The sequence below is a fragment of the Bradyrhizobium sp. SEMIA genome, assembly GCF_014844175.1.
Classification (GTDB): domain Bacteria; phylum Pseudomonadota; class Alphaproteobacteria; order Rhizobiales; family Xanthobacteraceae; genus Bradyrhizobium; species Bradyrhizobium arachidis.
In genome coordinates, this window is the sequence record NZ_CP046601.1 from 4661010 (window position 1) to 4687829 (window position 26820).

Genomic DNA, 26820 nt, shown 5'->3' on the forward strand with positions numbered 1-26820 from the left:
CGATGCGATCCTTCTCCCTCATCGACTTCGTCTCGCTGTTCACCGCGCTGCGCTGGACCGTCGCGCTCGTCGTGCTCGCGCTCGCATTCGGCGCGCCATTGGCGCTCGGGCTCGCCGCGGGCCGCATCAGCCGGTTCGCCGGCCTGCGCTGGGCGATGGCGGCGTGCATCCAGGTGATCCAGAGCGTGCCGCTGCTTGGCCTGTTGTTCTTCTTCTATTTCGGCATGCCCGTTTTCCTCGGCATCCAGGTGCCGGCGCTGGTCGCCGTCACCGTCGCCTACACGCTCTACACGGCCGCCTTCCTCGGCGAGATCTGGCGCGGCGGACTGGAGGCCGTGAAACAGGCGCAATGGGAGGCTGGCGCCTGCCTCGGCCTCTCGGCCTGGCAGCAGTTCCGCCACATCATCGCGCCGCAGGCGCTGCGGCTGTCGCTGCCGCCGACCGTCGGCTTCCTGGTGCAACTGATCAAGGGCACCTCGCTCGCCTCGATCCTCGGCTTCGTCGAGCTCGCCCGCGCCGGACAGGTGGTGAGCGCGGCGACGTTCCAGCCGCTGCTCACCTACGCGCTGGTTGCCGCGATCTATTTCGCGCTGTGCCTGCCACTCACGCTCTGGTCCCGCTCCCTGGAGGCCCGCCTCGATGGCTCTCGTTGAAATCCGCGACGTGCACAAGACATTCGGCAAGGTCGAGGTGCTCAAGGGCGTCTCGCTCGATGTCGAGGAAGGCGAGATCGTCACGATCATCGGCCGCTCCGGCTCAGGCAAGTCGACGCTGCTCCGCTGCATCAATGCGCTCGAGAGCGTCGATTCCGGTGAGATCCGGGTCGAGGGCCAGAAGGTCCACACCCGGATGCCTGACCTGAAGAAATTCCGTCAGCGCGTCGGCATCGTGTTCCAGGCCTTCAATCTGTTTCCGCATCTGAAGGTCGAGCGCAACATCACGCTGGCTCCGCTGCTCACTGGCCGCATCGACAAGGCGAAAGCCCGCGCACTCGCCGAGGACGTGCTGACCCGCGTCGGCCTCGCCGACAAGATCGATGCCTGGCCGGAGCAGCTCTCCGGCGGCCAGCAGCAGCGTGTCGCGATCGCCCGCTGTCTCGCCATGGCGCCTCACCTCATGCTGTTCGACGAGGTGACCTCGGCGCTCGATCCCGAGCTCGTCGGCGAGGTCCTGAAGGTGATGGAGGCGATGGCCAAGCAAGGCATGACCATGATCCTGGTCACGCACGAGATGGGCTTTGCCCGCAACGTCGCCAACCGCATCGTCTTCATGCATCAGGGCCGCGTCTGGGAACAGGGACCGCCGGCAAAGCTGTTCGCCAATCCTGAAACCCCCGAGCTCGCAAGCTTCATCGCATCCGCCAAGTGAAAACCTTCCCCTTCAAGGAGAGAGTCATGAGACAACTGAAGTCCCTCTTCACCATCGCAGCAACGGCGCTCGCCGTCCTCGCCGCGCCGAACCTTGCCAAGGCCGACAAGCTCCAGGACGTGCTCGGCGCCGGCAAGCTGCGCGTCGGCATCCTCACCGATGCCGCCCCCTGGGGCTTCAAGGACGACAAGGGCGAGATCGCAGGTCTCGACGCCGACCTTGCAAAACTCATCGCCGCCGACATGGGCGTGAAGCTCGAGCTGGTGCCGGTGACAGGCGCCGCGCGCATCCCGAGCCTGCTCTCGGACAAGATCGACATGCTGATCGCGGGCCTCGGCGCAACGCCCGAGCGCGCTCAGCAGGTGATGTTCTCACAGCCCTATGCGGTGGTGAATCTCGGCGTCTATGGCGCCAAATCGCTTCCCGCCGCGACCGGCAAGAAACCGGACAATCTCGACGGCCGCAGCGTTGCGGTCGCCAAGGGCTCGACGCTCGACATCTGGCTCACCGACAATGCGCCGAAGGTGAAGCTGGTGCGCTTCGAGGACACCCCGGCCGCGATCGCAGCCTACCTCGCCGGACAGGCCGACACGTTCGCCGAGAACAGCGCCATTGCGCTGAAGGTGCAGGACCAGAACCCGACCAAGGAGGTCGAGCTGAAGTTCCTGATCCGGCAGTCCCCGGCCCATGTCGGCGTGCGCCAGGGCGAGCAGAACCTGCTCAACTGGATCAACACCGACATCTTCTTCAACAAGCTCAACGGCAAGCTCGGCGCACTTCAGCTGAAATGGTTCAAGGAAGAGCAGACGCTGCCGACACTCTGAACCGACATGCTCCCGCGTTCGTCGCGGGAGCACCCACCTTCACGAGGAGAATTGAGATGATCAAACGTTACGTCGTCGGCTCGCGCATGAGCCAGGCCGTCGCCGCCGGCGGCATGGTGCACATCGCAGGCCAGGTTGCCGATGACCGCAAGGCGGGCATCGTGTCGCAGACCCAGCAGGTGCTCGCCAAGATCGACGCGCTGCTGAAGGAGGCTGGCTCCGACCGCTCCAAGCTGATCGCGGTCAACGTCTTCCTGCCGCACATCATCGACTTCGACACCATGAACTCGGTCTACGACGCCTGGATCGATCCAGCCAATCCGCCGGCGCGCGCCTGTGTCGAAGCCCGCCTCGCCGATCCCGATTTGCGCGTCGAGATGACCGCGGTCGCACTGCTCTAAGCCCTTCTTCCAACCTTCGGCCGGCGCTGGCTTCGGCGCGGCCCCGAGGCAAGCCATGCATACCGGACTGTTTCACGACATCGACTTCGAGAAGGACCAGAAATGGTCGGGCCATCTCGGCATTCCCTTCTCGATCGACCGCTCTCCCTACTTCCAGCTCAAGATCCCGATCTTCCGGATCAAGAACGGTGCTGGACCAAAGCTGCTGTTGATGGCCGGCAATCACGGCGACGAGTATGAGGGCGAGATCACGCTGACGCGGCTGTATCGCCGGCTCGATGCGAACGCGATCAAGGGCGAGATCACCATTCTCCCCTTTGCCAATTTGCCCGCCGTGATGGCGGCGCGCCGCCGCTCGCCGCTCGACGAAGGCAATCTCAACCGGGCCTTCCCGGGCGATGCCGGGGGCACGCCGACATTCCGCCTCGCCCACTTCCTCGAGCACGAGCTGTTTCCGCGGCACGATGTCGTGTTCGACATCCATTCCGGCGGCACGTCCATGGCGCATGTGCCTTGCGCACTGATCGAGCGGCAGGGACCGCCGGAGATGTTCGGCCATGCGCTGCGGCTGATGGAAGGATTGGGCATGCCGTTCGCCTTCGTCGCCGAGAACGGCGCGGCAGCGCCGACCTCGATGGCGGCGGCCGCGCGCGCGGGCGCGATCGGACTGTCGGGCGATTCGAGGGTGGTGAGTGCGCGCGGGCGGCGGAGCTGCGCGATCGCGCTGCCGGAGGCGGCGATCAAGAGGCTGGCCAAGATGATGTTTGATGTCGTGCGCATGGGGAGAAAACGTCTGCGCCTATACGGAGGTTCCGGCTGGCGCACGACGAATTGAAGCGCTGGAATGTCGCGGGTTTCCGCGCCGCGCATCCTTCGATGCCCGCTTCGCGGGCTCCTCAGGATGAGGTCTCGATTCGCCGCGACAGTCTGGATTGCTTCGCTTCGCAATGACGGAGCGACTCGCGAAATATCGCGGGTGGAGAGAGCCCTCTCCCCAACCCTCCCCCGCTCGCGGGGGAGGGAGCGCACTGCTGACTTGGCGGCGCGCCGGGCTCGCCGTCAGTCCTTGCGGTAGCGGATCAGGGAGAAGTGACCCATCGGCGGCATCGGCCTGCGCTCGGTGAGCGTGACGCCGCCGTGCTTGGCGGCCCAGCCTTCGAGGCGGGCCCACGGGAATTCCGGACGCCAGCCGAGGCGGCGGGCGAGCGGCGCGAAGGCGAGCTCGGAGAGTTTGCGAAAACCCTTCTCGGCGCCGATGTGGTTGACGAGGATCAGCTCGCCGCCGGGCTTGAGCACGCGCACGAACTCGTCGAGCGTGCCTTCGGGGTCGGGCACGGCGGTGATGACATATTGCGCGACCACCGCGTCAAAGAAGTTTCCGGGGAAGGCGAGATTCTTCGCGTCCATCACCGAGAGCACTTCGACGTTGGAAAGCCTGAGCGCACGCACGCGCGCCTGCGCCTTGCGCAGCATCGGCTCGGATATGTCGACGCCGCAGATCTTCGTGGTGCGCGCGTAATCGGACAACGACAGGCCGGTTCCGACGCCGACATCGAGGATGCGGCCGCCGATGCGGTCGGCCTCCGCGATGGTCGACTGCCGTCCGGCGTCGAACACCTTGCCGAATACGAGATCGTAGACCGGCGCCCAGCGGCCATAGGCCTTCTCGACCCCGGCCCGCGAGATGTCTGCTGCCATGCCCCCTGCCCCGGAAATTACTTAGCCGCGGACGGCTTCCGCGAGTGGCCTCGCTGAACTCGCCGTCACCTTCGCCGTGGCGCTCTGGATAAAGCCGCCGCCGAGCACGCGCGCCTGCCCGCTGGGCGCGTCGTAGAACACGCAGGCTTGTCCCGGCGAGACGCCCTCTTCGCCGGCGACGAGCTCGACCTCGTAGTGACCGTTCGCCCCGCGCAGCCAGGCCGGCTGGGGCGAGCGGGTCGAACGCACGCGAACGAACATCTCAAGGCCATTGCCGATAGCGCGGTCGATGTCGCCGCCTCCGATCCAGTTGACGTCGCGCAAGCTGATGCGGTGCATCTTCAGCGCATCGCGCGGGCCGACGACGACGCGGCGGTTTGCGGCATCGAGCCGCACCACGAACAGCGGCGCGTGAGCCGCAATGCCGAGGCCGCGGCGCTGGCCGACGGTGAAATTGGCGATGCCGTTGTGGCGGCCGAGCACGCGTCCCTCGAGATCGACGATGTCGCCGGGGTCCATCGCGTTCGGGCGCAGGCGCGTGATGATGTCGGTGTAGCGCCCGGTCGGCACGAAGCAGATGTCCTGGCTGTCGTGCTTGTCGGCGACGGCGAGTCCGAAGCGGCGCGCGAGCTCGCGCGTCTCGGGCTTGGTCATGTCGCCGAGCGGGAAGCGCAGGAAATCCAGCTGCTCTTGCGTGGTCGCGAACAGGAAGTAGCTCTGGTCGCGGTCGCTGTCGGCGGCGCAGACCAGCGCACGCGAGCCGTCATCGCGGCGGCGCGAGGCGACGTAATGGCCGGTGGCGAGCGCCTGCGCGCCGAGTTCGCGCGCGGTCTTGAGGAGGTCGCGGAACTTGACGGAGCGGTTGCACTCGATGCACGGCACCGGCGTCTCGCCGAGCGCGTAGCTGTCGGCAAAGTTGTCGATGACGGACTCGCGGAAGCGGTCCTCGTAATCGAGCACGTAATGGGGAATGCCGAGTTTTGCGGCGACGTCGCGGGCGTCGTGGATGTCCTGGCCGGCGCAGCAGGCGCCTTTGCGATGAGTCGCCGCACCATGGTCGTAGAGCTGCAGCGTGATGCCGACCACGTCATAGCCCTCAGCCTTGAGCAGCGCAGCCGTCGTCGAGGAATCGACGCCGCCCGACATGGCAACGACGACCCTGGTATCCTCAGGTCGGCCTTCGATATCCAGACTGTTGAGCATGACTTTAAAGCTTGTGACGGCGGCGTTCGGCGATCCGCAATTTGCTTCTGACCGGGACATCGGCGCTCCCCGGGAACTTTGGTTCCCGAAGGGCACGGCTGGCCCGGGCGAAAGCGGCTGAGAGCTGCCTCTTTAATATAGGCGGCATTCCGGTGAAGCAATCACGCGCGCGGCGCGCTTAGGGCAATTCTTGCCGGGGCGGCAGAAATGGCGGGGCCGGATGGGGTCCCCGGGGCCAACCCAGATTCATCAACATATTGATTTTGCTGTATAAAATACGAAGACGGAAGGCTGGCCCGCTCCTTGCTACCTCCTATGCCGAAGATGTTTCCAAGAGGTCGCCTGTGGTCGGTCGGACGTCAGATGTAGCCGCCAGCGTGCAAGTTCCGAGCGCGCAGCAAAAGCCTGCCAAGTCGCAGGGCAGCAGGGACACCTCCGACTCCTTCGGCTCGCTGGTCGACAGCAACACCCAGGCGATCAGCAACAACGCAGGCACGCAGGACACCGCGCCGCGCCGGTCCGATTCCGCGACCTCGTCCTCCTCCGCCTCGGACCGCAGCACGCGCGACACGTCATCGAGCGACTCCTCCTCGCAGAGCAAAGCGAGCGACGACACCGAGCCGTCCACGAGCGCCAGCAGCGACACGACAACCGATTCGGCCAAAGCGGCTGACAAGGCCGGCAAGGCCAAGGACAAGTCCGAGACCTCCGACGCCAAGCCGGCGGACAAGTCCGACCAGACCAAGGCTGACAAGAACGACACCACCGATGGGCTTGCCGCCGCCGTCGATGCCACGGCGACCGCGCAGACCGGCGCGACGCAGGCGGCCGTGCCCGATCCAAACGCGATTCCCGTTGCTGCGCCCGTCGTACCGGTCGATCCCAATGCCACAGCTAACCAGGCATCCGATGCCGCATCCCCGCTGACGATCGCCGCCGCCGGCCTTGCCGCCAGCGCCTCCACCGCGGCGCAGATCGCGGGCAACAAGACCGACACCGCAACGGCGGGCGACAAGAGCGCCAAGACGGCCGGCGCCAAGGTCGCTGCCGACACCTCGGCAACGCTCGGGGATACGGCCACCACCGATGGCACCGCGACCGATGCCAAGACCAGCGGCGGCCTGATCGCCGTCGCCGACCTCGGCACGCCAAAAACCTCGTTCAAGGCCGCCGCCACCGCGCAAGGCCAGACCGACGTCTCCAATATCGGTCAGGACGCAGGCAAGGCCAACGCCACCACACAAGGTCCGGCAGCGACGACCGCCAACGCCGCGCATGCGCAAGGCATCAAGCCGCAAGCCGATTCCGGCACGGTCGACGCCAAGGCCGATGCGAAGGCCGGCGTCGCCGATGCGACACCCGCCACCACCACGCACCATGCGAGCGCGCAAGCCGCCGTGCCCACGACCGATACCAGCGCGCAGGCTGCATCCGCCATCCAAGCGCCGGTGACCAATACGACGTCGGCCGCGACCGCTTCGACCGCGACGCTCACCGCGACCGCGGCCACCAATACGGCCGTGCCGCTCAACGCGGTGCCGATCGAGATCGCCGCAGCCGCGCGCGCTGGCAAGACGCGGTTCGACATCAGCCTCGATCCGGTCGAGCTCGGCCGCATCGATGTCCGCATCAATGTCGACCGCAACGGCCAGGTCACCTCGCATCTCACGGTCGAGAAGCCGGAGACGCTGGCGATGCTGAAGCAGGATGCGCCGCAATTGCAGCGCGCGCTCGACGATGCCGGATTCAAGACCGGCAGCAACGGGCTGTCCTTCAGCCTGCGCGACCAGAATTCATCGGGCCAGCAATCCGGCCAGAACAACGACAATGGCGGCAATGCCCGCCGGCTGATCATCAGCGAGGACGAAAGCGTTACCGCAGCGCCCGTCGGGCGCGGCTACGGCCGCATGCTCGGATCGAGCAGCGGCGTCGACATCAGAGTGTGAGGAGTATTCGACAATGACCACTACGAATGCCACCACCGCGCCTACGCCCGTCTCCGGCACGACGGACGTCCCGAAATCCTCATCGAACTCGTCGCTGAGCTCGAGCACGGGCTCGACGCTCGCCGGCAACTTCCAGACGTTCCTGACGCTGCTGACGACGCAGCTGCAGAACCAGAACCCGCTCGATCCGCTCGACACCAACCAGTTCACCCAGCAGCTGGTGCAGTTCGCCGGCGTCGAGCAGCAGCTCAAGACCAACGATTCGCTGTCGCAGCTCGTCACGTTGCAGCAGACCACGCAGGCGACCCAGGCACTCGGCTTCGTCGGCAAGACGGCCCTGGTCGACGGCTCGACCGCGACCATGACGAAATCGTCGGCGACCTGGCATCTCAACGTGCCGACCGACTCCACCGTCGACATCACCGTCGCCAATGCCAGCGGCCAGACCGTGTTCACCGGCAAATACACTGCCTCTGCCGGCACCGACATTCCCTTCACCTGGAACGGCCAGGGCAATGACGGCACGCAATGGCCCGACGGCAAGTACACGATCTCGGCCACGGGCAAGGACGTCGCGAACAACAATGTCGGCATCGCCGCGCAGGTGCAGGGCGTGGTGTCCTCCGTCGACCTGACCCAGTCGCCGCCGCTGCTGACGATCGACGGCGCCAGCTACACGCTGAGCCAGGTGAAGAGCATCATCGCGACCAGCAGCAATTGAGGCGCACTACGCGCGCCAAACACGAGATGTCATCCCCGCCTAGTGCGCAATTGCGCACGGGGCGGGGATCCATAACCCCAGGAAATCGTTCTCGCATGAGGTCGTAACCCCGGGTCTTCGCTAAACTACTCCTTGGGGTTATGGGTCCCTGGCTCGCGCTTCGCGCGCCCCTGGACGACGGTTGAGAGGCTTGCGGCACCGCGCTCAGGCCTCTGTTTGTTAGTAAAGTATTTACCTTCTGCCCCGCCCGGCCCGCCGAAACCGCGTTTTCGGCCCCCCGGGCCGGCCGCGTTCCCGCAAGATTCAACGAGAATTGTATTGAAGCCTTAGGCTTAGCGGATTTTTAAGCCGCCGGGCGTAAGGTTACCGCGTGAGTTCAGTGGTTGAGAGTTTGTGAGTACGCCATGACAGAACCCCATCGCCCGAGGGTAAAATACGTCATCGGGCCGGACGGCAGTCCGCTGACGATCGCAGACCTGCCCGCGCCCGGCACCAAACGCTGGGTCATCCGCCGCAAGGCCGAAGTCGTCGCCGCTGTGCGTGGCGGACTTCTCTCCCTCGAGGAGGCCTGCAGCCGTTATACCCTGACGGTAGACGAATTCCTCTCCTGGCAGTTTTCCATCGACCAGCACGGTCTGGCGGGTCTTCGCACCACCCGCATACAGCAATATCGCCAGTAAGCGATCCGGAAAATTGCAGCTTTTGAACAAAATCGGCCTCGCTCCGCGAGGCCGATTTTTTTCATGTTTGCTTCTGGCACTACTTTTGTCCGACCTCTTAACCTTCGTTAACCATATCGAAACCATCACCTAGGCAATAATTGCCCAGTCGGCCGCTCTTGGAATGCGGGTCGAAGCTGTCGGGGCGGTTGCTTGCAAGGTCTTGCGGACTTCTTAAAAAGTATCGGCGCCGCCCGGTTCGGGGCGATGATCGCGGTCACCGCCGCGCTCATCGGCTTCTTCGCCTTCGTCATCATGCGCGTCACCACGCCGCAGATGACGACGCTGTTCACCGATCTCAGCGTCGAAGATTCTTCCAGCATCATCAAGGACCTCGAACGCCAGGGCATCCAGTTCGAGCTGCGCAATGAGGGCAGCATCATCATGGTGCCCAAGGACAAGGTCACGCGGCTGCGCATGAAGCTCGCCGAGGGCGGTCTGCCCAAGGGCGGCGGCGTCGGCTACGAGGTGTTCGACAAGTCGGACGCGCTCGGCACCACCTCCTTCGTCCAGAACATCAATCATCTGCGCGCGCTCGAAGGCGAGCTCGCCCGCACCATCCGCGCCATCGACCGTATCCAGGCCGCCCGCGTCCACCTCGTGCTGCCCGAGCGCCCGCTGTTCTCGCGCGAGCGCCGGAGCCGTCGGCCTCGATCGTGGTCCGCGTCCGCGGCTCGCTGGAGGCGCAGCAGATCCGCGCCATCCGCCATCTCGTCGCCTCCGCCGTCAACGGGCTGAAGCCGCAGCGGGTCTCGATCGTCGACGAGGCCGGCCAGCTGCTCGCCGACGGCGCCGCGACCGATCCGGAGCAGGCGGTCGGCGACGAGCGCCGCATCGCCTTCGAGAAGCGGATGCGCAAGCAGGTCGAGGACATCGTCTCCTCCGTGGTCGGCTCGGGCCGCGCCCGCGTCCAGCTCTCCGCCGACTTCGACTTCAACAAGGTGACCCAGACCTCGGACAAATTCGACCCCGAGGGCCGCGTGCTGCGCTCCAGCCAGACCCGGGAAGAGAGCAGCCTCACCGCCGACAACAACGGCCAGGTCACCGTCAACAACGAGCTGCCCGGCAACCAGCAGAACAACGGCGTCGCGGCCAAGGACCAGAGCAAGAAGACCGAAGAGACCAACAATTACGAGATCTCCCGCACCACCAAAACCGAGGTGACCGAAGCCGGCCGGGTCAACCGCATCTCGGTCGCGGTGCTGGTCGACGGTATCTATTCCAAGAACGAGAAGGGCGACCTCGCCTATCAGGACCGCACCAAGGAGCAGCTCGACCGCATCGCCGCGCTGGTGCGCTCGGCGATCGGCTTCGACCAGAAGCGCGGCGACCAGGTCGAGGTCGTCAACCTGCGCTTTGCGGATGCGCCCTCCACCGCCCCGATCGGCGAGCCCTCCGGCTTCCTCGGCATGCTCCAGTTCACCAAGGACGACGTCATGTACTTCGTCGAGCTCGGCGTGATGATGCTGCTCGGCCTCGTCGTGCTGTTCATGGTGATCCGCCCGCTGGTCAAGCGCATCCTGGCGTCCGACGAGGTCGCCGCCGCCATCTCCGGCGTCCTCGCAGGCCCGGCCGGGAGCGACGAGGCCGCACCTGCCGCCGGCGGCCAGCCGCTTCTACCGGGCGGTGCCGCGAGCGCGATCGACGTCGCCACCATTCAGGGCCAGGTCCACGCCCAGTCCGTTCACCGCGTCGGCGAGCTCGCCGAGCGCAACCCCAACGAAACCGTCGCCATCATCCGCCAGTGGCTCACCGAGCCAGCCAAGTAACTGCCAAGTGAATCAAGAAGTGATCTGACATGGCCGCCTCACTGCAAAACGCCAACTCGAACGACATCACCAGCGTGATCTCCACGCTCGGCCAGCGCGCCGGCAATCGTGCGGGCAAGGTCGAAGCACTGACCGGGCCGCGACGCGCCGCGATCCTGATGCTTGCACTCGGCGAGCAGTATGGTGGCAAGATCTGGGGCCTGCTCGACGACGACGAGGTGCGCCAGCTCTCGCTGGAAATGTCGACGCTCGGCACCGTCGAGGTCGACACCGTCGAGGACATGCTGCTCGAATTCGTCTCGCGCATGTCGGCCTCGGGCGCGCTGATGGGCAATTTCGACGCCACCGAGCGCCTGCTGCAGCAATATCTGCCGCCGGAGCGCGTCAACGGCATCATGGACGAGATCCGCGGCCCTGCCGGCCGCAACATGTGGGAGAAGCTCTCCAACGTGCAGGAAGAGGTGCTCGCCAACTATCTCAAGAACGAATATCCGCAGACCATCGCCGTGGTGCTCTCCAAACTGAAGTCGGAGCACGCCGCCCGTGTGCTCGGCATCCTGCCCGAGGAGCTCGCGCTCGACGTCGTCAACCGCATGCTGAAGATGGAAGCGGTGCAGAAGGAGGTGATCGAGAGCGTGGAGAAGACGCTGCGCACCGAGTTCATGTCGAACCTGTCGCAGACCCGCCGCCGCGACGCCCACGAGGTGATGGCGGAGATCTTCAACAATTTCGACCGCCAGACCGAGACCCGCTTCATCACCTCGCTGGAAGAAGACAACCGCGAGTCCGCCGAGCGCATCAAGGCGCTGATGTTCACCTTCGACGATCTCGTGAAGCTGGATTCCGGCTCCGCCCAGACGTTGATGCGCAACGTCGACAAGGACAAGCTCGGCGTCGCGCTCAAGAGCGCCAACGAGGACGTTCGCAACTTCTTCTTCGGCAACATGTCCTCGCGCGCGGCCAAGATGCTGCAGGACGACATGGCGGCGATGGGCCCGGTGCGCCTGCGCGACGTCGACGAGGCCCAGGCGCTGCTGGTCAACCTCGCCAAGGACCTCGCCGCCAAGGGTGAGATCATGCTGACCAAGAACCGCGCCGACGACGAGCTGGTGTACTGATGGCCGCTCCGGCAAAATTCCTGTTCGATACCGACTTCGCGGCTCCCGAGCGCTCGCCGCGCGAGAAGGCCGCGACCGCGGCCGAGATCGCCCAGAAGGTCGCCGAAGCCGAGGCGCGCGCCTATCAGGACGGCTTTGCCGCCGGCCAGCGCGAGGCCAAGGCCGAGAGCGACCGCCGCGTCGCGCTAGCCATGGAAGAGATCAACATCGGTATCCGCGGCGTCGCCGCCGGCATCGGCAACATCGAAACCAGGATGGAGACCGAGGCGGTCGAGGTTGCGATCGCGGTGGCGCGCAAGCTGTGCGCCGACCTCGTCGCTGCCGAGCCGCTCGGCGAGATCATGGCGCTGGTCAAGGACTGCTTCGCGCACCTGGTCGCGACGCCGCATCTGGTCGTCCGCATCAACGATGCGCTCTACGACGCCGCGCGCGAGAAGATCGAGCGGCTCGCCAAGCAGAGCGGCTTCGAGGGCCGGCTGGTGATCCTGGCCGAGCCTGAAATCGCAACCGGCGACTGCCGGATCGAATGGGCCGATGGCGGTGTCGTGCTGGAGCGCGGCGCCATCGCGGCCAAGATCGACGAAATGGTCGGACGCTATATCGCGTCCCGGAGGGGGAGCTAAGCCATGAGCGACACCGACGGACAGGTCCCGCTGCCCGATCTCAACGGTCCGCTGCCGCCGACAACGCGGATGTCGGCTACAACGAGGACGAATATGCGGCGCGCGCCGCCGCCGACCTCGAGGCCGTGTTCGACGTGCCGGTGCAGGTCTCGGCCGTGCTCGGCCGTTCCAAGATGGATGTCGGCGAGCTGCTCAAGCTCGGACCCGGCACCGTGCTGGAGCTCGACCGCCGCGTCGGTGAGGCCATCGACATCTACGTCAACAACAAGCTGGTCGCCCGCGGCGAGGTCGTCCTGGTCGAGGACAAGCTCGGCGTGACCATGACCGAAATCATCAAGACCGAACGCACGTGATAACGCGCAACAGCGCGACCAGACCGACAGGAGACTGACATGCGGCTTCTCATCGTTGGCACATTGAAGGGCCAGCTCACCACCGCCACCAAGATCGCGATGGAGAACGGCGCCACCGTGACCCATGCCGAGGATCACGAGCAGGCGATGCGCGTGCTACGCGGCGGCAAGGGCGCCGACCTCCTGCTGGTCGATGTCGCCCTCGACATCCGCGACCTCGTGATGCGGCTGGAAGCCGAGCACATCCACGCGCCGATCGTCGCCTGCGGCATCACCAACGATGCCCGCGCCGCGGTCGCCGCGATCCACGCTGGCGCCAAGGAATACATCCCGCTGCCGCCGGACCCCGAGCTGATCGCCGCGGTGCTGGCCGCCGTCGCCAACGACTCCCGCGAGCTGGTCTATCGCGACGACGCCATGGCGCGCGTGATCAAGCTGGCCCAGCAGATCGCAGGCTCCGACGCTTCGGTGATGATCACCGGCGAGTCCGGCACCGGCAAGGAAGTGCTGGCCCGCTACGTCCACACCCGCTCGGCCCGCGCCAAGCGCCCGTTCATCTCGATCAACTGCGCCGCCATTCCCGAGCACCTGCTGGAGTCCGAGCTGTTCGGCCACGAGAAAGGCGCCTTCACCGGCGCGGTCGCCCGCCGCATCGGCAAGTTCGAGGAAGCGACCGGCGGCACGCTGCTGCTGGACGAAATCTCGGAGATGGACGTCCGCCTGCAATCGAAGCTCCTGCGCGCCATTCAGGAGCGCGTGATCGACCGTGTCGGCGGCACCAAGCCGGTGCCGGTGGACATCCGCATCATCGCGACCTCGAACCGCAATCTGGCGGAAGCCGTGCGCGAAGGCACCTTCCGCGAGGACCTGCTGTTCCGCCTCAACGTTGTGAACCTGAAGATCCCGCCGCTGCGCGAGCGTCCCGCCGACATCATGGAGCTCGCCCAGCATTTCGTGAAGAAATATGCCGAGGCCAACGGCGTGCCGATGCGCCCGATCTCGGCGGAGGCGCGCCGCGTGCTCTCCACCAACCGCTGGCAGGGCAACGTTCGCGAACTCGAAAACACCATGCACCGCGCGGTGCTGATGGCGCAGGGCGACGAGATCGGCCCGGACGCCATCATCACCCCGGACGGCGACCGTCTCGACCTTGCCAAGACCGCACCCGCCGTGGCGCACGCGACCATGGCCGCCGAGCAGGTGACGCGCGCGCTGGTGGGACGCACTGTCGCCGACGTCGAGCGCGACCTGATCCTGGAGACGCTGAAGCACTGCCTCGGCAACCGGACCCATGCCGCCAACATCCTCGGCATCTCGATCCGCACGCTGCGCAACAAGCTGAACGAATACGCCGACGGCGGCATCCCGATCCCGCCCGCGGGCACGCCGGGCGAGTATCCGCGCATGCCGGCCATGGGGTGAGCAAACAGCTCATCGATCTCGTCAAGCCCGCCCGGGCATTCGCATGAAGCGTGCGAGTGGCCGGGACGAGCCCAGCCACCGCCACCGAGTGTCTCGCCTCATGGCGGCGTCACGCTCACAAGAGGCTACTTGCCAGGCGGAACGTAGACGCTTGCAAGCTTCGCGGCCTTTTCCGCGACGATCTTGAATTCACCCATCTTCCAGGCGCGTACGGTTTCGATCTTGGCGATGGCGCCGCTTGCCGCGGCCGCCATTCCGAGGGCGACAGCATCGGCTCCATCGGGGAACTCCGCAACGATGAGCGCGTCATGTGCGCCTGTTGTCATGAACGCTCCCTGGAGCTTTCCGCCGGCTTTTTCGATAATCGGTCCGATGACCGCGCTACGATCGGACGGTTTGTCGACCAATCCCTTGATGCCGGCATTTGAGTACGAGACGTATGAGATGAACAGCGGCATGTTTTCTCTCCGTCGAAGTTAGAGCGACAACATCTGTAGTCTTGGAAAGAGCTCTCCGAGCGAGAGCAAGGCACGGCCTGCCGACAGCACGCGAGCTGCCTTGAAATAGAGCTGCGGACCTCGGCACGTCCAACTGGCAGCTTGTGTCAACTATAACCAACTCCGCGATACGGCGCGAACGGTAAGCCAAGCCTACCCATTTGGGGGCGCGACTATCGTGTCGCCGCGAGTGAAGCAGTTCACTATCGATACGCATCAGGATCGATAGAGTTTTGGAGTGAGGTGATGTCGGCCACAGACCGCGTCTGCCTTCTCAAACGTGGTTCAACTCGAAGGGGAATGCCATGGAATATTCTTCGTGGACGATCTCCCGTCTATCGATGATCCCGATGTTGCTCGCCGCCTCGGTGACGCTTGCGCGCGCTGACGTGATCATGGACTGGAACGCAAAGGCTGACGCGATCGCCGCCGAGAAGCAAATCACTCCGGCGCCCCACAGCCGTGCCTTGTCCATGATGCACGTCGCGATGTTCGAGGCGGTCAATGCGATCGACCACCGCTACGCGCCCTATAAGCTCTCGTTGTCGGCCGACCGCTCGACGTCGCGGGAAGCCGCAGCGGCGGTTGCCGCTCACGATGTGCTGCTGTCGATCTATCCAGACCTCAAGCCAGATCTGGATGCGACGCTCACGAATGCGCTGACGCCGATTGCCGATAGCGAGTCCAAGACCGCCGGCATCGCGCTCGGGAAGGAGGCTGCGGTGCAGATCATCGAGCTTCGCGCCAAAGACGGCAGCAACGCCGTGGAAACGTACCGGCCCCTGACCAAGCCGGGCGCCTATGTTCCAACCGTGGTCCCGCTGTTCTCCACCACCGGCGCGACGACGCCCTGGGTCATGACGTCGGGATCGCAGTTCCGCCCCGGCCCCCCGCCCGCGCTCGATTCAGAGGTTTGGACCAAGGACGTCAACGAAATCCGCGAGGTCGGCAGCCGAGGCAGCCCGACCCGGACGTCTGAGCAAACCACGATCGGCCGCTTCTGGTTCTTCGTCGGCGCCCGCACCTACAACCCCATCGTGAGGCAGGCTGCGATGGCCAAGGGCATGGATCTCGTCGACTGCGCCCGCCTGTTCGCCCTGACATCGATGACCGGCAACGATGCCATCGTTGCCGTGTTCGACGCCAAGTACACCTACAATTTCTGGCGACCGATCACGGCCATACGTAATGCCGATCTGACGGCGAATGCCGCAACGCCTCGCGATCCGTCCTGGCTGCCGCTCGGGGACACGCCGATGCATCCGGAATATCCCTGCGCGCACTGCATCGTCTCGGCCGCGATTTCGACCGTGCTGCAAACGGTCGTTGGAGATTTTGGCGAGTTCTCACTGACCAGCCCCACGGCACCCGGCGTCACACGCAGATGGTCGCGGCTCCAGGACTATAGCGACGAAGTCGCCAACGCGCGCATCTGGGCCGGCTTTCACTACCGCTTCTCGACCGAGGTCGGCAAGGACATGGGCCGAAAGATCGGCGCGTTGACCGTCGCGACGCAGCTTCGCGGCGTAGAGGCAATGGCGCAGCCGAGCCGCTAAGCCGGCTGCCTTTTTCAAAGCGCCGAACACATGGCCGCACCGCATCCGGCGACTAGGTCACGCCTGGGCAAGGCTCTATATCCTCGCGTGAGAACCACGCGAGGATGACAATGTCTCAAGCTCAAATCACGGACTGGCTGGCGTCGCAGAAGCAGGCCATGATCGACCTGCTGCGCGATGTCGTGAACATCGATTCCGGATCCTATGACAAGGCAGGCGTCGATGCGGTCGGCGCGCGGTTCGAGCGGCACTTTGCCGAGCACGGCATTCCCTGCCGGCGTGAGAGCAACGATACCTTCGGCGACGCCATCCATGCCGAGGTCGCAAAGCCCGGCAGCAACGAGAAACCGGTGCTGTTGATGGGCCATCGCGACACCGTGTTCGGCAAGGGCGAGGCTGGGCGGCGTCCGTTCACGATCAAGGACGGCCGCGCCTACGGCCCCGGCGTCGCTGACATGAAGTCCGGCCTCGTCATGAACGTGTTCGTGGCCACCGCCTTCCACAAATTCGGCGGCGCGCCGCATCCGATCAAGGTGCTGATCACTTCGGACGAGGAGATCGGCTCGCCCTCCTCCCGCCCCGTGATCGAGCGCGAGGGACGCGCCGCCCGCGCGGTGTTCAATTCCGAGCCGGGGCGGCCGACCGGCAACGTCGTGACGGGGCGCAAGGGCGGCATCTTCATGCACATGGCCATCACCGGCAAGGCCGCGCATTCCGGCGCCAACTTCGCCGCCGGCGTCAGCGCCATCGGCGAGCTCGCGCAGAAGATCATTCACATCCATGCGCTGACCGATCTCGACAAGGGCATCACGCTCAATGTCGGCCTGGTCTCGGGCGGCCAGTCCGTTAACACCACGGCGCCTTATGCGGAAGGGCAGATCGATTTGCGCTATGTCGATCCCGCCGATCGCGCGCGGATCATGGGCGCGATCGAGACGATCGTTGCCACATCTTACGTGCCGGGCACCAGCGCGACGCTGACGGTCAAGGGCGAGTTCGTGCCGGTGGTGCAGAGCGCGGACTCGAAGGCGCTGTTCGAGAGCTATCAGGCCGCCGCAAGGCAAGCGGGCCTCACCACGCTGCAGGGCGAGTTTTCCGGCGGCTGCGCCGATTCCGGCTTCACCGCGGCGGTGGGCACGCCGACCATCTGCGGCCTCGGGCCGGTCGGCGGCCTCGCGCACACGCCGGAGGAATATCTCGAGATCGACAGCATCGTGCCGCGCGCACAGGCGCTGGCGCTGGCGATTTTGCGGGGGTGAAGGAAGGTGCCGTAGGGTGGGCAAAGCGAAGCGTGCCCACGAACCTTTCGCGGCAGCAGAGAGGTGGTGGGCACGGCGCAAGTGCGCCTTTGCCCACCCTACGAGACTGGCGATCTTGAGAGGCTAGCCGCCGCACACTCCGTCGTCATGCCCGGGCCTGACCCGGGCATCCACGTCTTTCCGAAAGCGCCGATGCACGTGGATGGCCGGGTCAAGCCCGGCCATGACGAGGAAAGACCTCACGAATAACTCGGCGCGTCCGGCTTGCGGAAGATGTGGATGGGGTCGCCGGGAATGATCGGCTGGCCGCGGAACGTCGCATAGGCATAGAGCGCGAGATAGGCGATCGCGAGCGCGCCGATGGCGTAGAAGGCGAAGGTCGCGACGCGCTTCATCGTTCCGCTCCATTGCCGTCCCGGCGGGACGGCTCGGGGCGCTTCTAGAGCGATGATGAGGAAAAGACCAGCCCGTACGGCCTGAGACTGACGGCGATCAAATGCCGCGCCGGCTCCGCGCGGGAACGCTGACATCGGCGAGCCTCGCCGCGTCCTCGTCCTGGTCGACCGCCACATACTGGCCATGCCAATAGGCCAGCGCGGCGTTGCGGGTCGAGTTCCTGACGTCCCTGACGCGGCCGATGACGATGCCGTGCGAATGGCGCTCGAGAATCTCTTCGACCTCGCAGTCGAACACCGACAATGCGCCAACCAGCAGCGGAACGCCCGAGACCGCCGTCACCCAGTGGCTGCCGGCAAAGCGATCGGCGCCCTTCAGCCCGCCCTTGCCGGCAAACCGCTCGGCGACGTCGAGCTGGTCGGCATTGAGGATGCTCACGCCGAAGGCGCCGTGGCGCTTGATCAGCGGGAACGAGGACGCATCGCGGTTGATGCTGACCAGCAGCGTCGGCGGCTCGACCGACAGCGAGGTTACGGATGTAACCGTCATGCCGGTGATGTCCTTGCCCCGCCCGGCGGTGATGATGCTGACGCCGCCGGTGAGATGGCGCATGGCGCCGCGGAAATCGGCGGGCGAGACGGGAATTTCGGTCATGAGGTCGCGGGGCACTACATTCATGGCTTGCTCCCCGAAGCGGGGTTCCTCTTTATTTAGGTACGATCGTCCGCCGACAACAGGTGGCTCAGGATCGAGCCTTCGAGGCCCGCGAGCTCGACCGAGCCGCGTTCGCGCGGCCGGACGGCGTTAACCGTGACGTCATGGGCGATGCGCCCCTCCTCGATCACCAGCACTCGGTCGGCCAGCGCGACAGCCTCAGAGACGTCGTGGGTCACCAGGATCGCGGTAAAGCCCTGGTCGCGCCAGACGCGCTCCAGGAGGCGCTGCATCGAGATCCGGGTCAGCGCGTCCAGCGCGCCGAGCGGCTCGTCGAAGGCGAGCACGCGCGGCCGCGACACCAGCGCGCGAGCGAGCGCGACGCGCTGCTTCTGGCCGCCCGACAGCACCGAGGGCCACTGATCGCGCTTGTCGGCAAGACCGACCTCGCCAGGCTTTCTCGGCGCGCGCATGCGCATCGGCGGAGGCGCGGTCGCGGCCGAGACCGACCTCGACATTGGCAAGCACGCGCGCCCAGGGCAACAGCCGCGGCTCCTGGAACATCACGCGGATGTCTTCCGCCTGAACATCCTGGCCAAAGCTCACGCTGCCGGCATCGATCTTTTCGAGGCCGGCGATGAGACGCAGCAGCGTGCTCTTGCCGCAACCGCTCTTGCCCACGATGGCGACGAACTGACCGGCAGGGATGTGCAGGTCGATCCCGCGCAGCACCTCATTGTCGCCGAAGGATTTGCGCAAGCCGCGGATGCTGAGCGGCAGGCCGCTGCTCTGCACTCGGCGTTCTTCTTGCCGCTCCTCGCGCACCACGCGGGCGTGAGGGGCGAAATTGGCGCGGCTGGCGAGCTCGGTTTCGGGAAGGGACGTACGAAGCGCTGTCTGCATGTGATTCCCAGTATTTCTGCTCAACGTTTCCAATAGGCGGGGTGCCAGGAGAGCGTGAGGCGCTCCAGCACGCGGGAGGCGCTGTCGGCGAGCTTGCCGAGCAGGGCGTAGATCAGGATCGAGAGCACGACGACGTCGATCAGCATGAACTCGCGCGCCTGCATCGCCATGTAGCCGAGGCCCGAGGACGCTGCGATGGTCTCGGCGACGATCAGCGTCAACCACATGATGCCGAGGGCGAAGCGGATGCCGACGAAGATCGAGGGCAGCGCGCCCGGGAAGATGACGCGGCGGAACAATTCGCCGTCGGTCATGCCGTAGATGCGGCCCATCTCGATCAGCTGCGGATCGACGGTGCGGATGCCGTGCAGCGTGTTGAGATAGATCGGGAAGAACACGCCCAGCGCCACCAGGAACAGTTTTGCGCTCTCGTCGATGCCGAACCAGAGGATGACGAGCGGAATCAGCGCCAGATGCGGCACGTTGCGCACCATCTGCAGCGTGGTGTCGGTGAGCTTGGCCGAGAGCTGCGACAGGCCGTTGGCAAGGCCGAAGGCGAAGCCGATGCCGCCGCCAATCAGAAAGCCGATCGAGGCGCGCCAGAACGAGACCCAGATGTTGCGGCCGAGCTCGCCGGAAAGCAGCAGCTTCCAGCCGGCGAGCACGACGTCGCTGGGCGCCGGCAGCACGCGCGTCGGCACGAAGCCGGTGACGCTCGCGACCTGCCAGATCGCGACGATGGCGAGTGGCACGATCCACTGGATGAGGCCGTCGACGCGCGGCAGGCGGAAGCCGCGCGGAAGTGAAACGCTGTCGATCAGGCTCATGACTGCGACACCCTGTGCTGCGGACGGAAGTCGCTGCCGACGGTCTCGCCGAAGGGACCGCCGTTGAAGTGCAGCTTGGCGACGTTGGTCGGCTGCTCCAGCGAGAGCAGCGGGAACACCAGCTCGGCGAAGCGATAGGCTTCCTCGAGGTGCGGGTAGCCCGACATGATGAAGGTATCGATGCCGAGATCCTGATACTCCTTGATGCGGGCGGCGACGGCCTTGGCGTCGCCGACCAGCGCCGTGCCGGCGCCGCCGCGCACGAGGCCAACGCCGGCCCACAGATTCGGGGCGATCTCGAGCTTGTCGCGCTGGCCGCCATGCAGCTGCGCCATGCGCTGCTGGCCAACGGAGTCCATGCGGGCAAAGTTCTTCTGCGCCTTGGCGATGGTGTCGTCGCTGACATGCTTGATCAGCTCGTCGGCAGCTCGCCAGGCCTCGTCATTGGTCTCGCGAACAATCACATGAAGGCGGATGCCGAAAGAGAGCTTTCGGCCGCGTGCGCTCGCGACCTCCCTCACCTTCGCGATCTTGTCGGCGACGAGCGCCGGCGGCTCGCCCCAGGTGAGATATTTGTCGACGGTGTCGACCGCGACGTCGATGCCGGCGTCCGACGAGCCGCCGAAATAAAGCGTTGGGCGCGGCGACTGCTCCGGAGGAAACAGCAGCTTGCCGTCCTCGATGCGGATGTGCTTGCCCTCGACATTGACGGTCTTGCCGGCGAGCAGGTCGCTATAGACGTTGAGGAACTCGCGGGTGACCTCGTAGCGCTCGTCATGGGCGAGGAAGATGCCGTCGCCCTTGTTCTCAACGGGATCGCCGCCCGTGACGACGTTGACGAGCAGCCGGCCGCCCGTGACGCGGTCGAGCGTCGCGGTCATGCGCGCGGCGACGCTCGGCGATTGCAGGCCGGGGCGAACGGCGACGAGATAGCGCAGCCGTTCGGTGAACGGCGCGACGCTGGAGGCGACGATCCAGGAATCCTCGCAGGAGCGCCCCGTCGGCAAGAGCACGCCGTAATAGCCGAGCTGATCGGCGGCCTGCGCGATCTGGCGCAGATAGTTGAAATTGACTTCGCGGCCACCGATGCCGGTGCCGAGATAGCGGCCGTCGCCGTGGGTCGGCAGGAACCAGAGGATGTTGGCGTTGGATTGGCTCATGGCTCTGCCTCTAGCCGTAGGACGTGCCGACCGCGGCGGCGACGATGCCGATCGACAGCATGACGGCCGCGATCAGACGCTGGATGATACGCCTCATGTTCAAACCCTTGTGCGTGGGAAGAGTGGTCGGCACGATCAGGCTGCCGGGTTGCGCCAGACGATGTCGCGGATCACGATCGGCTTCGGGATCAGGCCGAGCTTGTGGAAGCGGTCGGCGACGCCCTGCTGGGTCGTAACGATGTCGTCGGTGACGGGGCCGACCACGAAGGACGAGCGGTTGGCCGCGATGGTCTGGATATCCAGCGGAATGCCGGTCACGGCGGCGAGCGATTTGGCGACCTCGTCGCGGTGCTGCTCGGCCCATTTGGCGGTCGCGGTGGTGACGTCGACGATCTGTTGCAGGATCGCGCCGTGGTTTTTCGCGAAGTCGCGGTTGGCGATGTAGAAGGAGTTGGTCTTGGTGACCTCACGCGCATTGATCAGGATGCGGCCGTTCTGCTTGGTCTCGCCGATCGCAAAATACGGATCCCAGATCGCCCAGGCCTCGATGCTGCCATTGGCGAAGGCCGGGCCTGCATCGGGCGGCGTCAGGTAGACCGGAGTGATGTCGGCATAGGTGAGGCCCGCCTTCTCCAGCGTCTGCACCACGATATTGTGGGCGCTCGAGCCCTTGGTGAAGCCGACGCGCCTGCCCTTCAACTCCGTGATGATGCGGATCGGCGAGTCCTTGGGCACCAGGATGCCCTGCCCGTTGGTGATGGGCTGGCCGGCGGCATAGACAATCGCTGCGCCCGCGGCCTGCGCGAACACTGGCGGGGAATCGCCGACCGCGCCGTAATCGACGCTGCCGACATTCATCGCCTCCATCATCGGCGGGCCCGAGGAGAACTCGACCCACTTCACCTCGATGCCTTGCGGGGAAAAATGTTTTTCCAGCGCGGCCTGCTGGCGCGTGATGACCAGCACGCCGTTCTTCTGGTAGCCGATACGAATTTCCTTCACCGCGCCTTGCGCGATTACGGGCGATGCGAACGCAGCGGCGGCGGCCGTTCCGACGGAAAGCTTGAGAAAGTCACGACGCTGCATTCATCACTCCCGGCCGGGTGCGGCCGTCGTTCATTGCGATGCGGGAATGATGGTGTGGGTCAGCGGAGCTGTCGAGACATCGGGAAAAATAGCGATGCGCACACTGCGCGCGTGGCGGCAGGCATGATTAATCTTTCAATCGCCTGCGATGATGCAGACGGAATTTTTCCGCACACGAATGTGAGAGCGGCGCGGATTTTTGTCCGACGCTTGTGCGATCGGAACAAAAACGCGAAAACAACCCCATGCACAGTAGCCGGGGCGTACGAAATCGATGAATTGCTGATTATCCGAACGCCGTTTGACACGTCGGGCAAAACAGGGGCATAATGCCATCGTCGCGGACTGAGGGCTGAGGAGCGCGAAGCTCCCTCCCCCCCTCTGCTGTCATTCCCCGCGAAGGCGGGGAATCCAGTACGCCGTGGCGTCTCCGTATCCAACGACTGTCTCTGGAATACTGGATCGCCCGCCTTCGCGGGCGATGACACCGAATTTGTACGATGGAACGCGTGCGACAACCCTGTTCATGCGCATAGCCCCTCGCCGGCCTATTGCGACCACCTCACCGGCAAATTCTGCAAGCCCCGGAAGGCCCAGCCGCCGATCCGGACCGGTTCGTCGTTGGCAAGTTCAAGACGACTCGCACGCGCGAACACCGTCGGCAGGGCGACGTCGGCGATCATCGCGCGCGAGGCGAAGGCGCCGGCGCAGAAATGCGGACCGGCGCCGAAGGCGACGCTCTTGGACGTGTCGCGTCGCAGGTCGAACTGGTCGGCGCGCTCAAAATGCGTCTCGTCGCGATTGGCGGAGCCGAACATCAGGAACACGCGCTCATCCAGCTCGAAGGATACGTCGCGAATGCTCCAGGGCCTCGCGATACGCCGCGGCGACATGCCGATCGGCGAGATCCAGCGGGCGTATTCCTCGAAGGCCTGGAGCCAGGACACTTCACCGCGCCTGATAAGATCGAGCTGGTCGGGATGGGTCAAGAGCGCCCATACGGTGCCGGCGATCGCCTTGCGCGGCTCGTTCTGGCCACCCGAGATCGCGAGTTTTACATTTGCGCGCACGCTCTCCATGGCCATGCCGGAGGCAAGAAGAACGCCCAAAATGCTCTGGTCGGGATGCCTACGCATCACCGGCAGGATGTCGTCGATCGCCGCGTCGATGCCTGATGTCGCCGCGTGGCAGCGTGCCTCGACCGCGGGATCGCCGGCATAATTGGCGATTCCCTCGATCATGCCTTGCGACCACGCATCCATGTCCTCAAAGCGGATGTTGGTGAGGCCGGTGATCGACTTCAGGCACTCGCCGGAGAACGGCAGCGCGAAGTCGCGCATGAAGTCGATCCGCCCGGGCACGACGCCATCCATGATGCGGTCGGCATGGGCCTGGAACAGCGCGGTCCAGTGCGCCTTCACCGTCCTCGGCGAGATCGTCGGAAACATCGCGCGCCGCTCGACCTGATGCGCCTCGCCGTCCTTGCGCATCATGTTGTGGCCCATCAGGCGGTTCATCAGGCCCGCGGGCTGGTGCGAGGAGAACACATCGATCTGCTTCTCCGAGATCGAGATGTCGTCGCGGCTCGTCAGCAGCGTCGAGCCGAGCTGCGGCACGAACGCGATCGGCGCCTCCTTGCGCATTTTGGCGAGCATCGGATAGGGATCGGCCCAGAATGCAGCAGGGTCGATGTCGATGCGCGGCGCGGTGCTCAAGGCGGTCTCTCCCCTGGGATTCTCGCTTCCTCCAGGCGAGACTAGCGAAATCCGGGGCCGGCGTCTGTCCCTAGCAATAGGGACAGACGGTCTCTGGCCGCGTCGTCCAAGGTCGAGCACGCGCGCGGTTCGATGACGAAGTCCGCATGCCCACGACACCGGGCATCGACGATACATGAGCGAGTGTTCGCCTAAAGGCCAAAATCCTCATCCGCGCGCCGTGCGGTCTGCCGCTTGCTACAGGGCACGCGGCAACGGAATGGCGGACGAGAAAACATTGTCCGGATCGTAGCGGCGCTTTACTTCCATCAATCGTTTCGCATTGCCGCCATAACTATGCCGGGCGCGATCGGGATCGTTGGGGCCGAGCAAGTTTGGATATCCGCCAGGCAGCGCCGCCGCGAAGGCCTGGCGGGTGGAGCGCGCCCAATCTCGATGCAGTGGCTCGTCCTCGGCGTCGGCCCGGTCGGGGAAGGTCGCGAGCATCTCGACCAGCACATGATCACGGCGGAGACCGAAGGCCGTCGCGGCCTCCGGGACACCGGATGCCGCGCCCCTGAACTCGTGGGTGAAGATGGCGCAGCCCGGCGATACCGCCGCTTCCATCGCATCGACGAACGTGTCGATGCATCTGCGGTCGAACACGGGCAACGAGCACGTCTCCATGACAGCCCGCAATCCATCGACGAGGTAGGGATCGAACACGCCGAGCAGCGCGCCGTAGGATTTTCTTTCGATCCGGCCGGCGAGCAAGGTCCCTAGCTTGAGAAAGGGTTCAAGCTTGGCCCCGCCTTCTTCCGGTCGGCCGCTCCAGGCTGGAATCAACATGACCGCAACCGTGCCCGAGGGATCGGCGACGAGCCCCGCCTGCACCGTCAACTCATCCGGTGCCGATGCCGTCAACGAAGCGCATCCTTCGAGTACGGCGCGCGCCTCGGCAAAGGGATAGACCAGCAGACCGGAAAGGACGTTCGGCAACTCATGCACGCGGTGACGCATCTGCGTGACCACGCCGAAATTGCCGCCGCCGCCCCGCAGCGCCCAGAACAGGTCGGCATCGTTGTCGTCATCCGCAGACACGATTCGTCCGTCCGCCAGCACCACCTGTGCGGCGAGCATATTGTCGAGCGCGAGCCCGAAACGTCCGATCAAGGGGCCGTAGCCGCCGCCGAGCGTGAGCCCGGCCATGCCGACGCAGGAGACGGAGCCCGCCACGACAGCAAGGTCGGCTGGGTCCGTCACCGCCGTGACGTCGGCGACGCGGGCGCCGCCGGCAATCGTGACGAAGCGATGGTCGGAGCCGAGCACCACGTGTCGCATGTTGCTCAAGTCAATGACGATACCGTTGCAGAGAGCTCGGCCCGCCCAGTCGTGGCCGCCACCGCGAACCGAAAGCGGCAGCCCGTGCTCGCGCGCAGCACGAATGGCGGCCTGCACGTCGGCAGCGGATTCGCAGTGCACGACGGCCCGAGGCGAAACGTCGGTTTGCTTTGCCCAGAGACCGGTTGCGGCGACATAGCGTTCGCTTCCAGGCAACGAGACGCGCCCGGCGATTTTACCACTCAGGCCCAGGAACGCGCTTTCGATGGAATCCGACATGGTCTTGCTCTCCGTTGATTTCGCGCGAGCGGAACATTTGGCGCGACTGACGACCGGTTTACGGAGAAGCGGACAGACGTTCGTGAAGATTCCTGCTCTTTTGCGAGAGCAATCAGGCGAGCTCCGAGGGCGCGACGCCGTGTACACGGCGGACCCATCGCGACAAATGGCTTTGATCTGCAAACCCGGTCTCTGCCGCAATTTCAGCCAGTCCCATGCGCCCGTCCCGGATGTGCTGGACCGCCGCGTGAAGGCGAAGATGGACCACATAGCGATACGGCGTCATGCCGACGGAGCGGGCGAACACACGCGAGAAATGGAACTCACTGCGGCCAATCAGTGCGGCAAGCTCGGCCACCTGGATCGGCTCTGCGATGTGGGCAAACACGTAATCCCTGATCCGCTCCAGCGCGTATCGGCCCAGCCTGCCGCGGGATGAAGCGGGTGGATTTGACGTATGGCCAACCAGAAGGCGGCCGATGAGACGGCTCGCAACCTCACTCCAGAACAAGGGGCCGCGCGGATAACCACCCGCAACTTCTGATTCCAGCTGCCGCGCCGCCCGGAGAAGGGATTCATCGTATCCAGAGACGCGCTCGCACAATTCTGCATTAGGGACGTGATCTTCTGCCGACGCGAGCGCTAGCCGGCGTGGCTCCACCGCGATGAGCAGCACGTCCGCCGATTGGTTGCTTTCAGCCTCACAATCAATACCTGCGGGACCGATCGCGAGCGCGCCGGCGGCTGCTTCCTGCTTCGCGTGCAGCCCGGCCATACGGCATTCAATCCGCAGCGACGACGGCGACATCTGGAAGTAGATCAGATGCTGGAGCGCAGTCGCGCGGAAATAGGCTCCCCCGTCGAATCGCACGCGAAATGCGCGGACGCCGCTCTCGCCGGCAGGTCTTTCAGCGTGAAGCAGTTGCGGGGGACGGCCATCCTTCTGCGCCCAGCGTAACTTTCCGAGTTCCCTCATCGCAGCGAAAGCCCTGTTGGAGATAGC

24 protein-coding genes and 4 pseudogenes are annotated in these 26820 nt (G+C 65.3%); 15 read left to right on the forward strand and 13 right to left on the reverse strand.

The window, feature by feature from the left end; genetic code table 11:
- Nucleotides 1-2 precede the first annotated feature (2 nt).
- From FOM02_RS22840 to FOM02_RS22860, 5 genes and pseudogenes are all read left to right on the forward strand, one after another.
- On the forward strand, nt 3-653 hold the full coding sequence (locus FOM02_RS22840) for an amino acid ABC transporter permease (protein ID WP_027557465.1): 651 nt from the start codon (nt 3-5) through the stop codon (nt 651-653).
- Nucleotides 640-1368, forward strand: a complete 729-nt coding sequence (locus tag FOM02_RS22845) for an amino acid ABC transporter ATP-binding protein (protein WP_027557464.1) — start codon at nt 640-642, stop codon at nt 1366-1368. The genes FOM02_RS22840 and FOM02_RS22845 overlap by 14 nt, the downstream gene beginning before the upstream one ends.
- A 26-nt stretch (nt 1369-1394) precedes the next feature.
- Nucleotides 1395-2192: a transporter substrate-binding domain-containing protein gene (locus FOM02_RS22850; RefSeq protein WP_027557463.1), complete on the forward strand. Its 798-nt coding sequence runs from the start codon at nt 1395-1397 to the stop codon at nt 2190-2192.
- Nucleotides 2193-2248: 56 nt separating this feature from the next.
- On the forward strand, nt 2249-2593 hold the full coding sequence (locus tag FOM02_RS22855; protein WP_027557462.1) for a RidA family protein: 345 nt from the start codon (nt 2249-2251) through the stop codon (nt 2591-2593).
- A gap of 55 nt (nt 2594-2648) precedes the next feature.
- A pseudogene (locus FOM02_RS22860) lies at nt 2649-3272 on the forward strand (succinylglutamate desuccinylase/aspartoacylase domain-containing protein); the annotation flags it as partial.
- Between the two features lie 380 nt (nt 3273-3652).
- On the opposite strand, the gene FOM02_RS22865 reads toward FOM02_RS22860, so the two are convergent.
- Both FOM02_RS22865 and mnmA read right to left on the reverse strand, forming a co-directional pair.
- Nucleotides 3653-4291 carry a class I SAM-dependent methyltransferase gene (locus FOM02_RS22865; RefSeq protein WP_027560929.1) on the reverse strand — a complete coding sequence of 213 codons (639 nt, stop codon included), beginning with the start codon at nt 4289-4291 and terminating at the stop codon, nt 3653-3655.
- A gap of 21 nt (nt 4292-4312) precedes the next feature.
- Nucleotides 4313-5494: a tRNA 2-thiouridine(34) synthase MnmA gene (mnmA, locus tag FOM02_RS22870; RefSeq protein WP_027560930.1), complete on the reverse strand. Its 1182-nt coding sequence runs from the start codon at nt 5492-5494 to the stop codon at nt 4313-4315.
- A 344-nt stretch (nt 5495-5838) separates the two neighbouring features.
- Between mnmA and FOM02_RS22875 the strand changes: the two genes are divergently transcribed.
- The 8 genes and pseudogenes from FOM02_RS22875 to FOM02_RS22910 all read left to right on the forward strand — a co-directional run bounded on the left by FOM02_RS22875 (nt 5839) and on the right by FOM02_RS22910 (nt 14165).
- Nucleotides 5839-7440, forward strand: coding sequence for a flagellar hook-length control protein FliK (locus FOM02_RS22875; RefSeq protein WP_027560931.1), 1602 nt, complete (start codon nt 5839-5841; stop codon nt 7438-7440).
- A gap of 13 nt (nt 7441-7453) precedes the next feature.
- A complete protein-coding gene (locus tag FOM02_RS22880) occupies nt 7454-8161 on the forward strand; it encodes a flagellar hook assembly protein FlgD (RefSeq protein ID WP_027560932.1) in 708 nt (235 codons plus the stop codon).
- Between the two features lie 404 nt (nt 8162-8565).
- Nucleotides 8566-8841, forward strand: coding sequence for a DUF1153 domain-containing protein (locus FOM02_RS22885; protein WP_002714638.1), 276 nt, complete (start codon nt 8566-8568; stop codon nt 8839-8841).
- Nucleotides 8842-9033: 192 nt separating this feature from the next.
- Nucleotides 9034-10649, forward strand: a pseudogene (fliF, locus tag FOM02_RS22890) (flagellar basal-body MS-ring/collar protein FliF).
- Nucleotides 10650-10678: 29 nt separating this feature from the next.
- Entirely contained in the window at nt 10679-11767 is a 1089-nt protein-coding gene (fliG, locus tag FOM02_RS22895; protein WP_027560934.1) for a flagellar motor switch protein FliG, read from the forward strand.
- Nucleotides 11767-12390 carry a FliH/SctL family protein gene (locus FOM02_RS22900; RefSeq protein ID WP_027560935.1) on the forward strand — a complete coding sequence of 208 codons (624 nt, stop codon included), beginning with the start codon at nt 11767-11769 and terminating at the stop codon, nt 12388-12390. Before fliG ends, FOM02_RS22900 begins: the two co-directional genes overlap by 1 nt.
- Before the next feature lie 3 nt (nt 12391-12393).
- Nucleotides 12394-12743 (forward strand): annotated as a pseudogene (gene fliN, locus FOM02_RS22905) (flagellar motor switch protein FliN).
- Between the two features lie 39 nt (nt 12744-12782).
- A complete protein-coding gene (locus FOM02_RS22910; protein WP_027560937.1) occupies nt 12783-14165 on the forward strand; it encodes a sigma-54 interaction domain-containing protein in 1383 nt (460 codons plus the stop codon).
- 125 nt (nt 14166-14290) lie between these two features.
- On the opposite strand, the gene FOM02_RS22915 is transcribed toward FOM02_RS22910, so the two are convergent.
- Nucleotides 14291-14623: a GYD domain-containing protein gene (locus FOM02_RS22915; RefSeq protein WP_027560938.1), complete on the reverse strand. Its 333-nt coding sequence runs from the start codon at nt 14621-14623 to the stop codon at nt 14291-14293.
- A gap of 344 nt (nt 14624-14967) precedes the next feature.
- On the opposite strand from FOM02_RS22915, the gene FOM02_RS22920 reads away from it, so the two are divergent.
- Both FOM02_RS22920 and FOM02_RS22925 read left to right on the forward strand, forming a co-directional pair.
- Entirely contained in the window at nt 14968-16218 is a 1251-nt protein-coding gene (locus FOM02_RS22920) for a vanadium-dependent haloperoxidase (protein WP_027560939.1), read from the forward strand.
- Nucleotides 16219-16328: 110 nt separating this feature from the next.
- Nucleotides 16329-17477, forward strand: a complete 1149-nt coding sequence (locus FOM02_RS22925; protein ID WP_027560940.1) for a M20 family metallopeptidase — start codon at nt 16329-16331, stop codon at nt 17475-17477.
- Between the two features lie 239 nt (nt 17478-17716).
- On the opposite strand, the gene FOM02_RS22930 is transcribed toward FOM02_RS22925, so the two are convergent.
- From FOM02_RS22930 to FOM02_RS22980, 10 genes and pseudogenes are all read right to left on the reverse strand, one after another.
- Entirely contained in the window at nt 17717-17872 is a 156-nt protein-coding gene (locus tag FOM02_RS22930) for a hypothetical protein (RefSeq protein WP_027560941.1), read from the reverse strand.
- Nucleotides 17873-17969: 97 nt separating this feature from the next.
- Nucleotides 17970-18551 carry a flavin reductase family protein gene (locus FOM02_RS22935; protein WP_027560942.1) on the reverse strand — a complete coding sequence of 194 codons (582 nt, stop codon included), beginning with the start codon at nt 18549-18551 and terminating at the stop codon, nt 17970-17972.
- A gap of 32 nt (nt 18552-18583) precedes the next feature.
- Nucleotides 18584-19430: pseudogene (locus tag FOM02_RS46890) on the reverse strand (ATP-binding cassette domain-containing protein).
- 20 nt (nt 19431-19450) lie between these two features.
- Entirely contained in the window at nt 19451-20257 is an 807-nt protein-coding gene (gene ssuC / locus FOM02_RS22950) for an aliphatic sulfonate ABC transporter permease SsuC (RefSeq protein WP_027560944.1), read from the reverse strand.
- Nucleotides 20254-21417 carry an FMNH2-dependent alkanesulfonate monooxygenase gene (gene ssuD, locus FOM02_RS22955; protein WP_265442146.1) on the reverse strand — a complete coding sequence of 388 codons (1164 nt, stop codon included), beginning with the start codon at nt 21415-21417 and terminating at the stop codon, nt 20254-20256. The genes ssuC and ssuD overlap by 4 nt, the downstream gene beginning before the upstream one ends.
- A 10-nt stretch (nt 21418-21427) precedes the next feature.
- Nucleotides 21428-21550 (reverse strand): hypothetical protein, encoded by a 123-nt coding sequence (locus FOM02_RS22960; RefSeq protein WP_265442147.1) that lies wholly within the window; start codon nt 21548-21550, stop codon nt 21428-21430.
- A gap of 2 nt (nt 21551-21552) precedes the next feature.
- Entirely contained in the window at nt 21553-22503 is a 951-nt protein-coding gene (locus FOM02_RS22965; protein ID WP_027560946.1) for a sulfonate ABC transporter substrate-binding protein, read from the reverse strand.
- Between the two features lie 548 nt (nt 22504-23051).
- Entirely contained in the window at nt 23052-24218 is a 1167-nt protein-coding gene (locus FOM02_RS22970; protein ID WP_027560947.1) for a cytochrome P450, read from the reverse strand.
- Nucleotides 24219-24455: 237 nt separating this feature from the next.
- Nucleotides 24456-25817 carry an FAD-binding oxidoreductase gene (locus FOM02_RS22975; protein WP_027560948.1) on the reverse strand — a complete coding sequence of 454 codons (1362 nt, stop codon included), beginning with the start codon at nt 25815-25817 and terminating at the stop codon, nt 24456-24458.
- A gap of 112 nt (nt 25818-25929) precedes the next feature.
- Nucleotides 25930-26793 (reverse strand): helix-turn-helix domain-containing protein, encoded by an 864-nt coding sequence (locus FOM02_RS22980; protein WP_027560949.1) that lies wholly within the window; start codon nt 26791-26793, stop codon nt 25930-25932.
- Between the last annotated feature and the right edge of the window lie 27 nt (nt 26794-26820).

Bases quoted from the DNA above. Each gene is read 5' to 3' on its own strand.
- FOM02_RS22840 (WP_027557465.1), top strand. From the start codon at position 3: ATGCGATCCTTCTCCCTCATCGACTTCGTCTCGCTGTTCACCGCGCTG.
- FOM02_RS22845 (WP_027557464.1), top strand. From the start codon at position 640: ATGGCTCTCGTTGAAATCCGCGACGTGCACAAGACATTCGGCAAGGTC.
- FOM02_RS22850 (WP_027557463.1), top strand. From the start codon at position 1,395: ATGAGACAACTGAAGTCCCTCTTCACCATCGCAGCAACGGCGCTCGCC.
- FOM02_RS22855 (WP_027557462.1), top strand. From the start codon at position 2,249: ATGATCAAACGTTACGTCGTCGGCTCGCGCATGAGCCAGGCCGTCGCC.
- FOM02_RS22865 (WP_027560929.1), bottom strand. From the start codon at position 4,291: ATGGCAGCAGACATCTCGCGGGCCGGGGTCGAGAAGGCCTATGGCCGC.
- mnmA (WP_027560930.1), bottom strand. From the start codon at position 5,494: ATGCTCAACAGTCTGGATATCGAAGGCCGACCTGAGGATACCAGGGTC.
- FOM02_RS22880 (WP_027560932.1), top strand. From the start codon at position 7,454: ATGACCACTACGAATGCCACCACCGCGCCTACGCCCGTCTCCGGCACG.
- FOM02_RS22885 (WP_002714638.1), top strand. From the start codon at position 8,566: ATGACAGAACCCCATCGCCCGAGGGTAAAATACGTCATCGGGCCGGAC.
- fliG (WP_027560934.1), top strand. From the start codon at position 10,679: ATGGCCGCCTCACTGCAAAACGCCAACTCGAACGACATCACCAGCGTG.
- FOM02_RS22900 (WP_027560935.1), top strand. From the start codon at position 11,767: ATGGCCGCTCCGGCAAAATTCCTGTTCGATACCGACTTCGCGGCTCCC.
- FOM02_RS22910 (WP_027560937.1), top strand. From the start codon at position 12,783: ATGCGGCTTCTCATCGTTGGCACATTGAAGGGCCAGCTCACCACCGCC.
- FOM02_RS22915 (WP_027560938.1), bottom strand. From the start codon at position 14,623: ATGCCGCTGTTCATCTCATACGTCTCGTACTCAAATGCCGGCATCAAG.
- FOM02_RS22920 (WP_027560939.1), top strand. From the start codon at position 14,968: ATGGAATATTCTTCGTGGACGATCTCCCGTCTATCGATGATCCCGATG.
- FOM02_RS22925 (WP_027560940.1), top strand. From the start codon at position 16,329: ATGTCTCAAGCTCAAATCACGGACTGGCTGGCGTCGCAGAAGCAGGCC.
- FOM02_RS22930 (WP_027560941.1), bottom strand. From the start codon at position 17,872: ATGAAGCGCGTCGCGACCTTCGCCTTCTACGCCATCGGCGCGCTCGCG.
- FOM02_RS22935 (WP_027560942.1), bottom strand. From the start codon at position 18,551: ATGAATGTAGTGCCCCGCGACCTCATGACCGAAATTCCCGTCTCGCCC.
- ssuC (WP_027560944.1), bottom strand. From the start codon at position 20,257: ATGAGCCTGATCGACAGCGTTTCACTTCCGCGCGGCTTCCGCCTGCCG.
- ssuD (WP_265442146.1), bottom strand. From the start codon at position 21,417: ATGAGCCAATCCAACGCCAACATCCTCTGGTTCCTGCCGACCCACGGC.
- FOM02_RS22965 (WP_027560946.1), bottom strand. From the start codon at position 22,503: ATGCAGCGTCGTGACTTTCTCAAGCTTTCCGTCGGAACGGCCGCCGCC.
- FOM02_RS22975 (WP_027560948.1), bottom strand. From the start codon at position 25,817: ATGTCGGATTCCATCGAAAGCGCGTTCCTGGGCCTGAGTGGTAAAATC.
- FOM02_RS22980 (WP_027560949.1), bottom strand. From the start codon at position 26,793: ATGAGGGAACTCGGAAAGTTACGCTGGGCGCAGAAGGATGGCCGTCCC.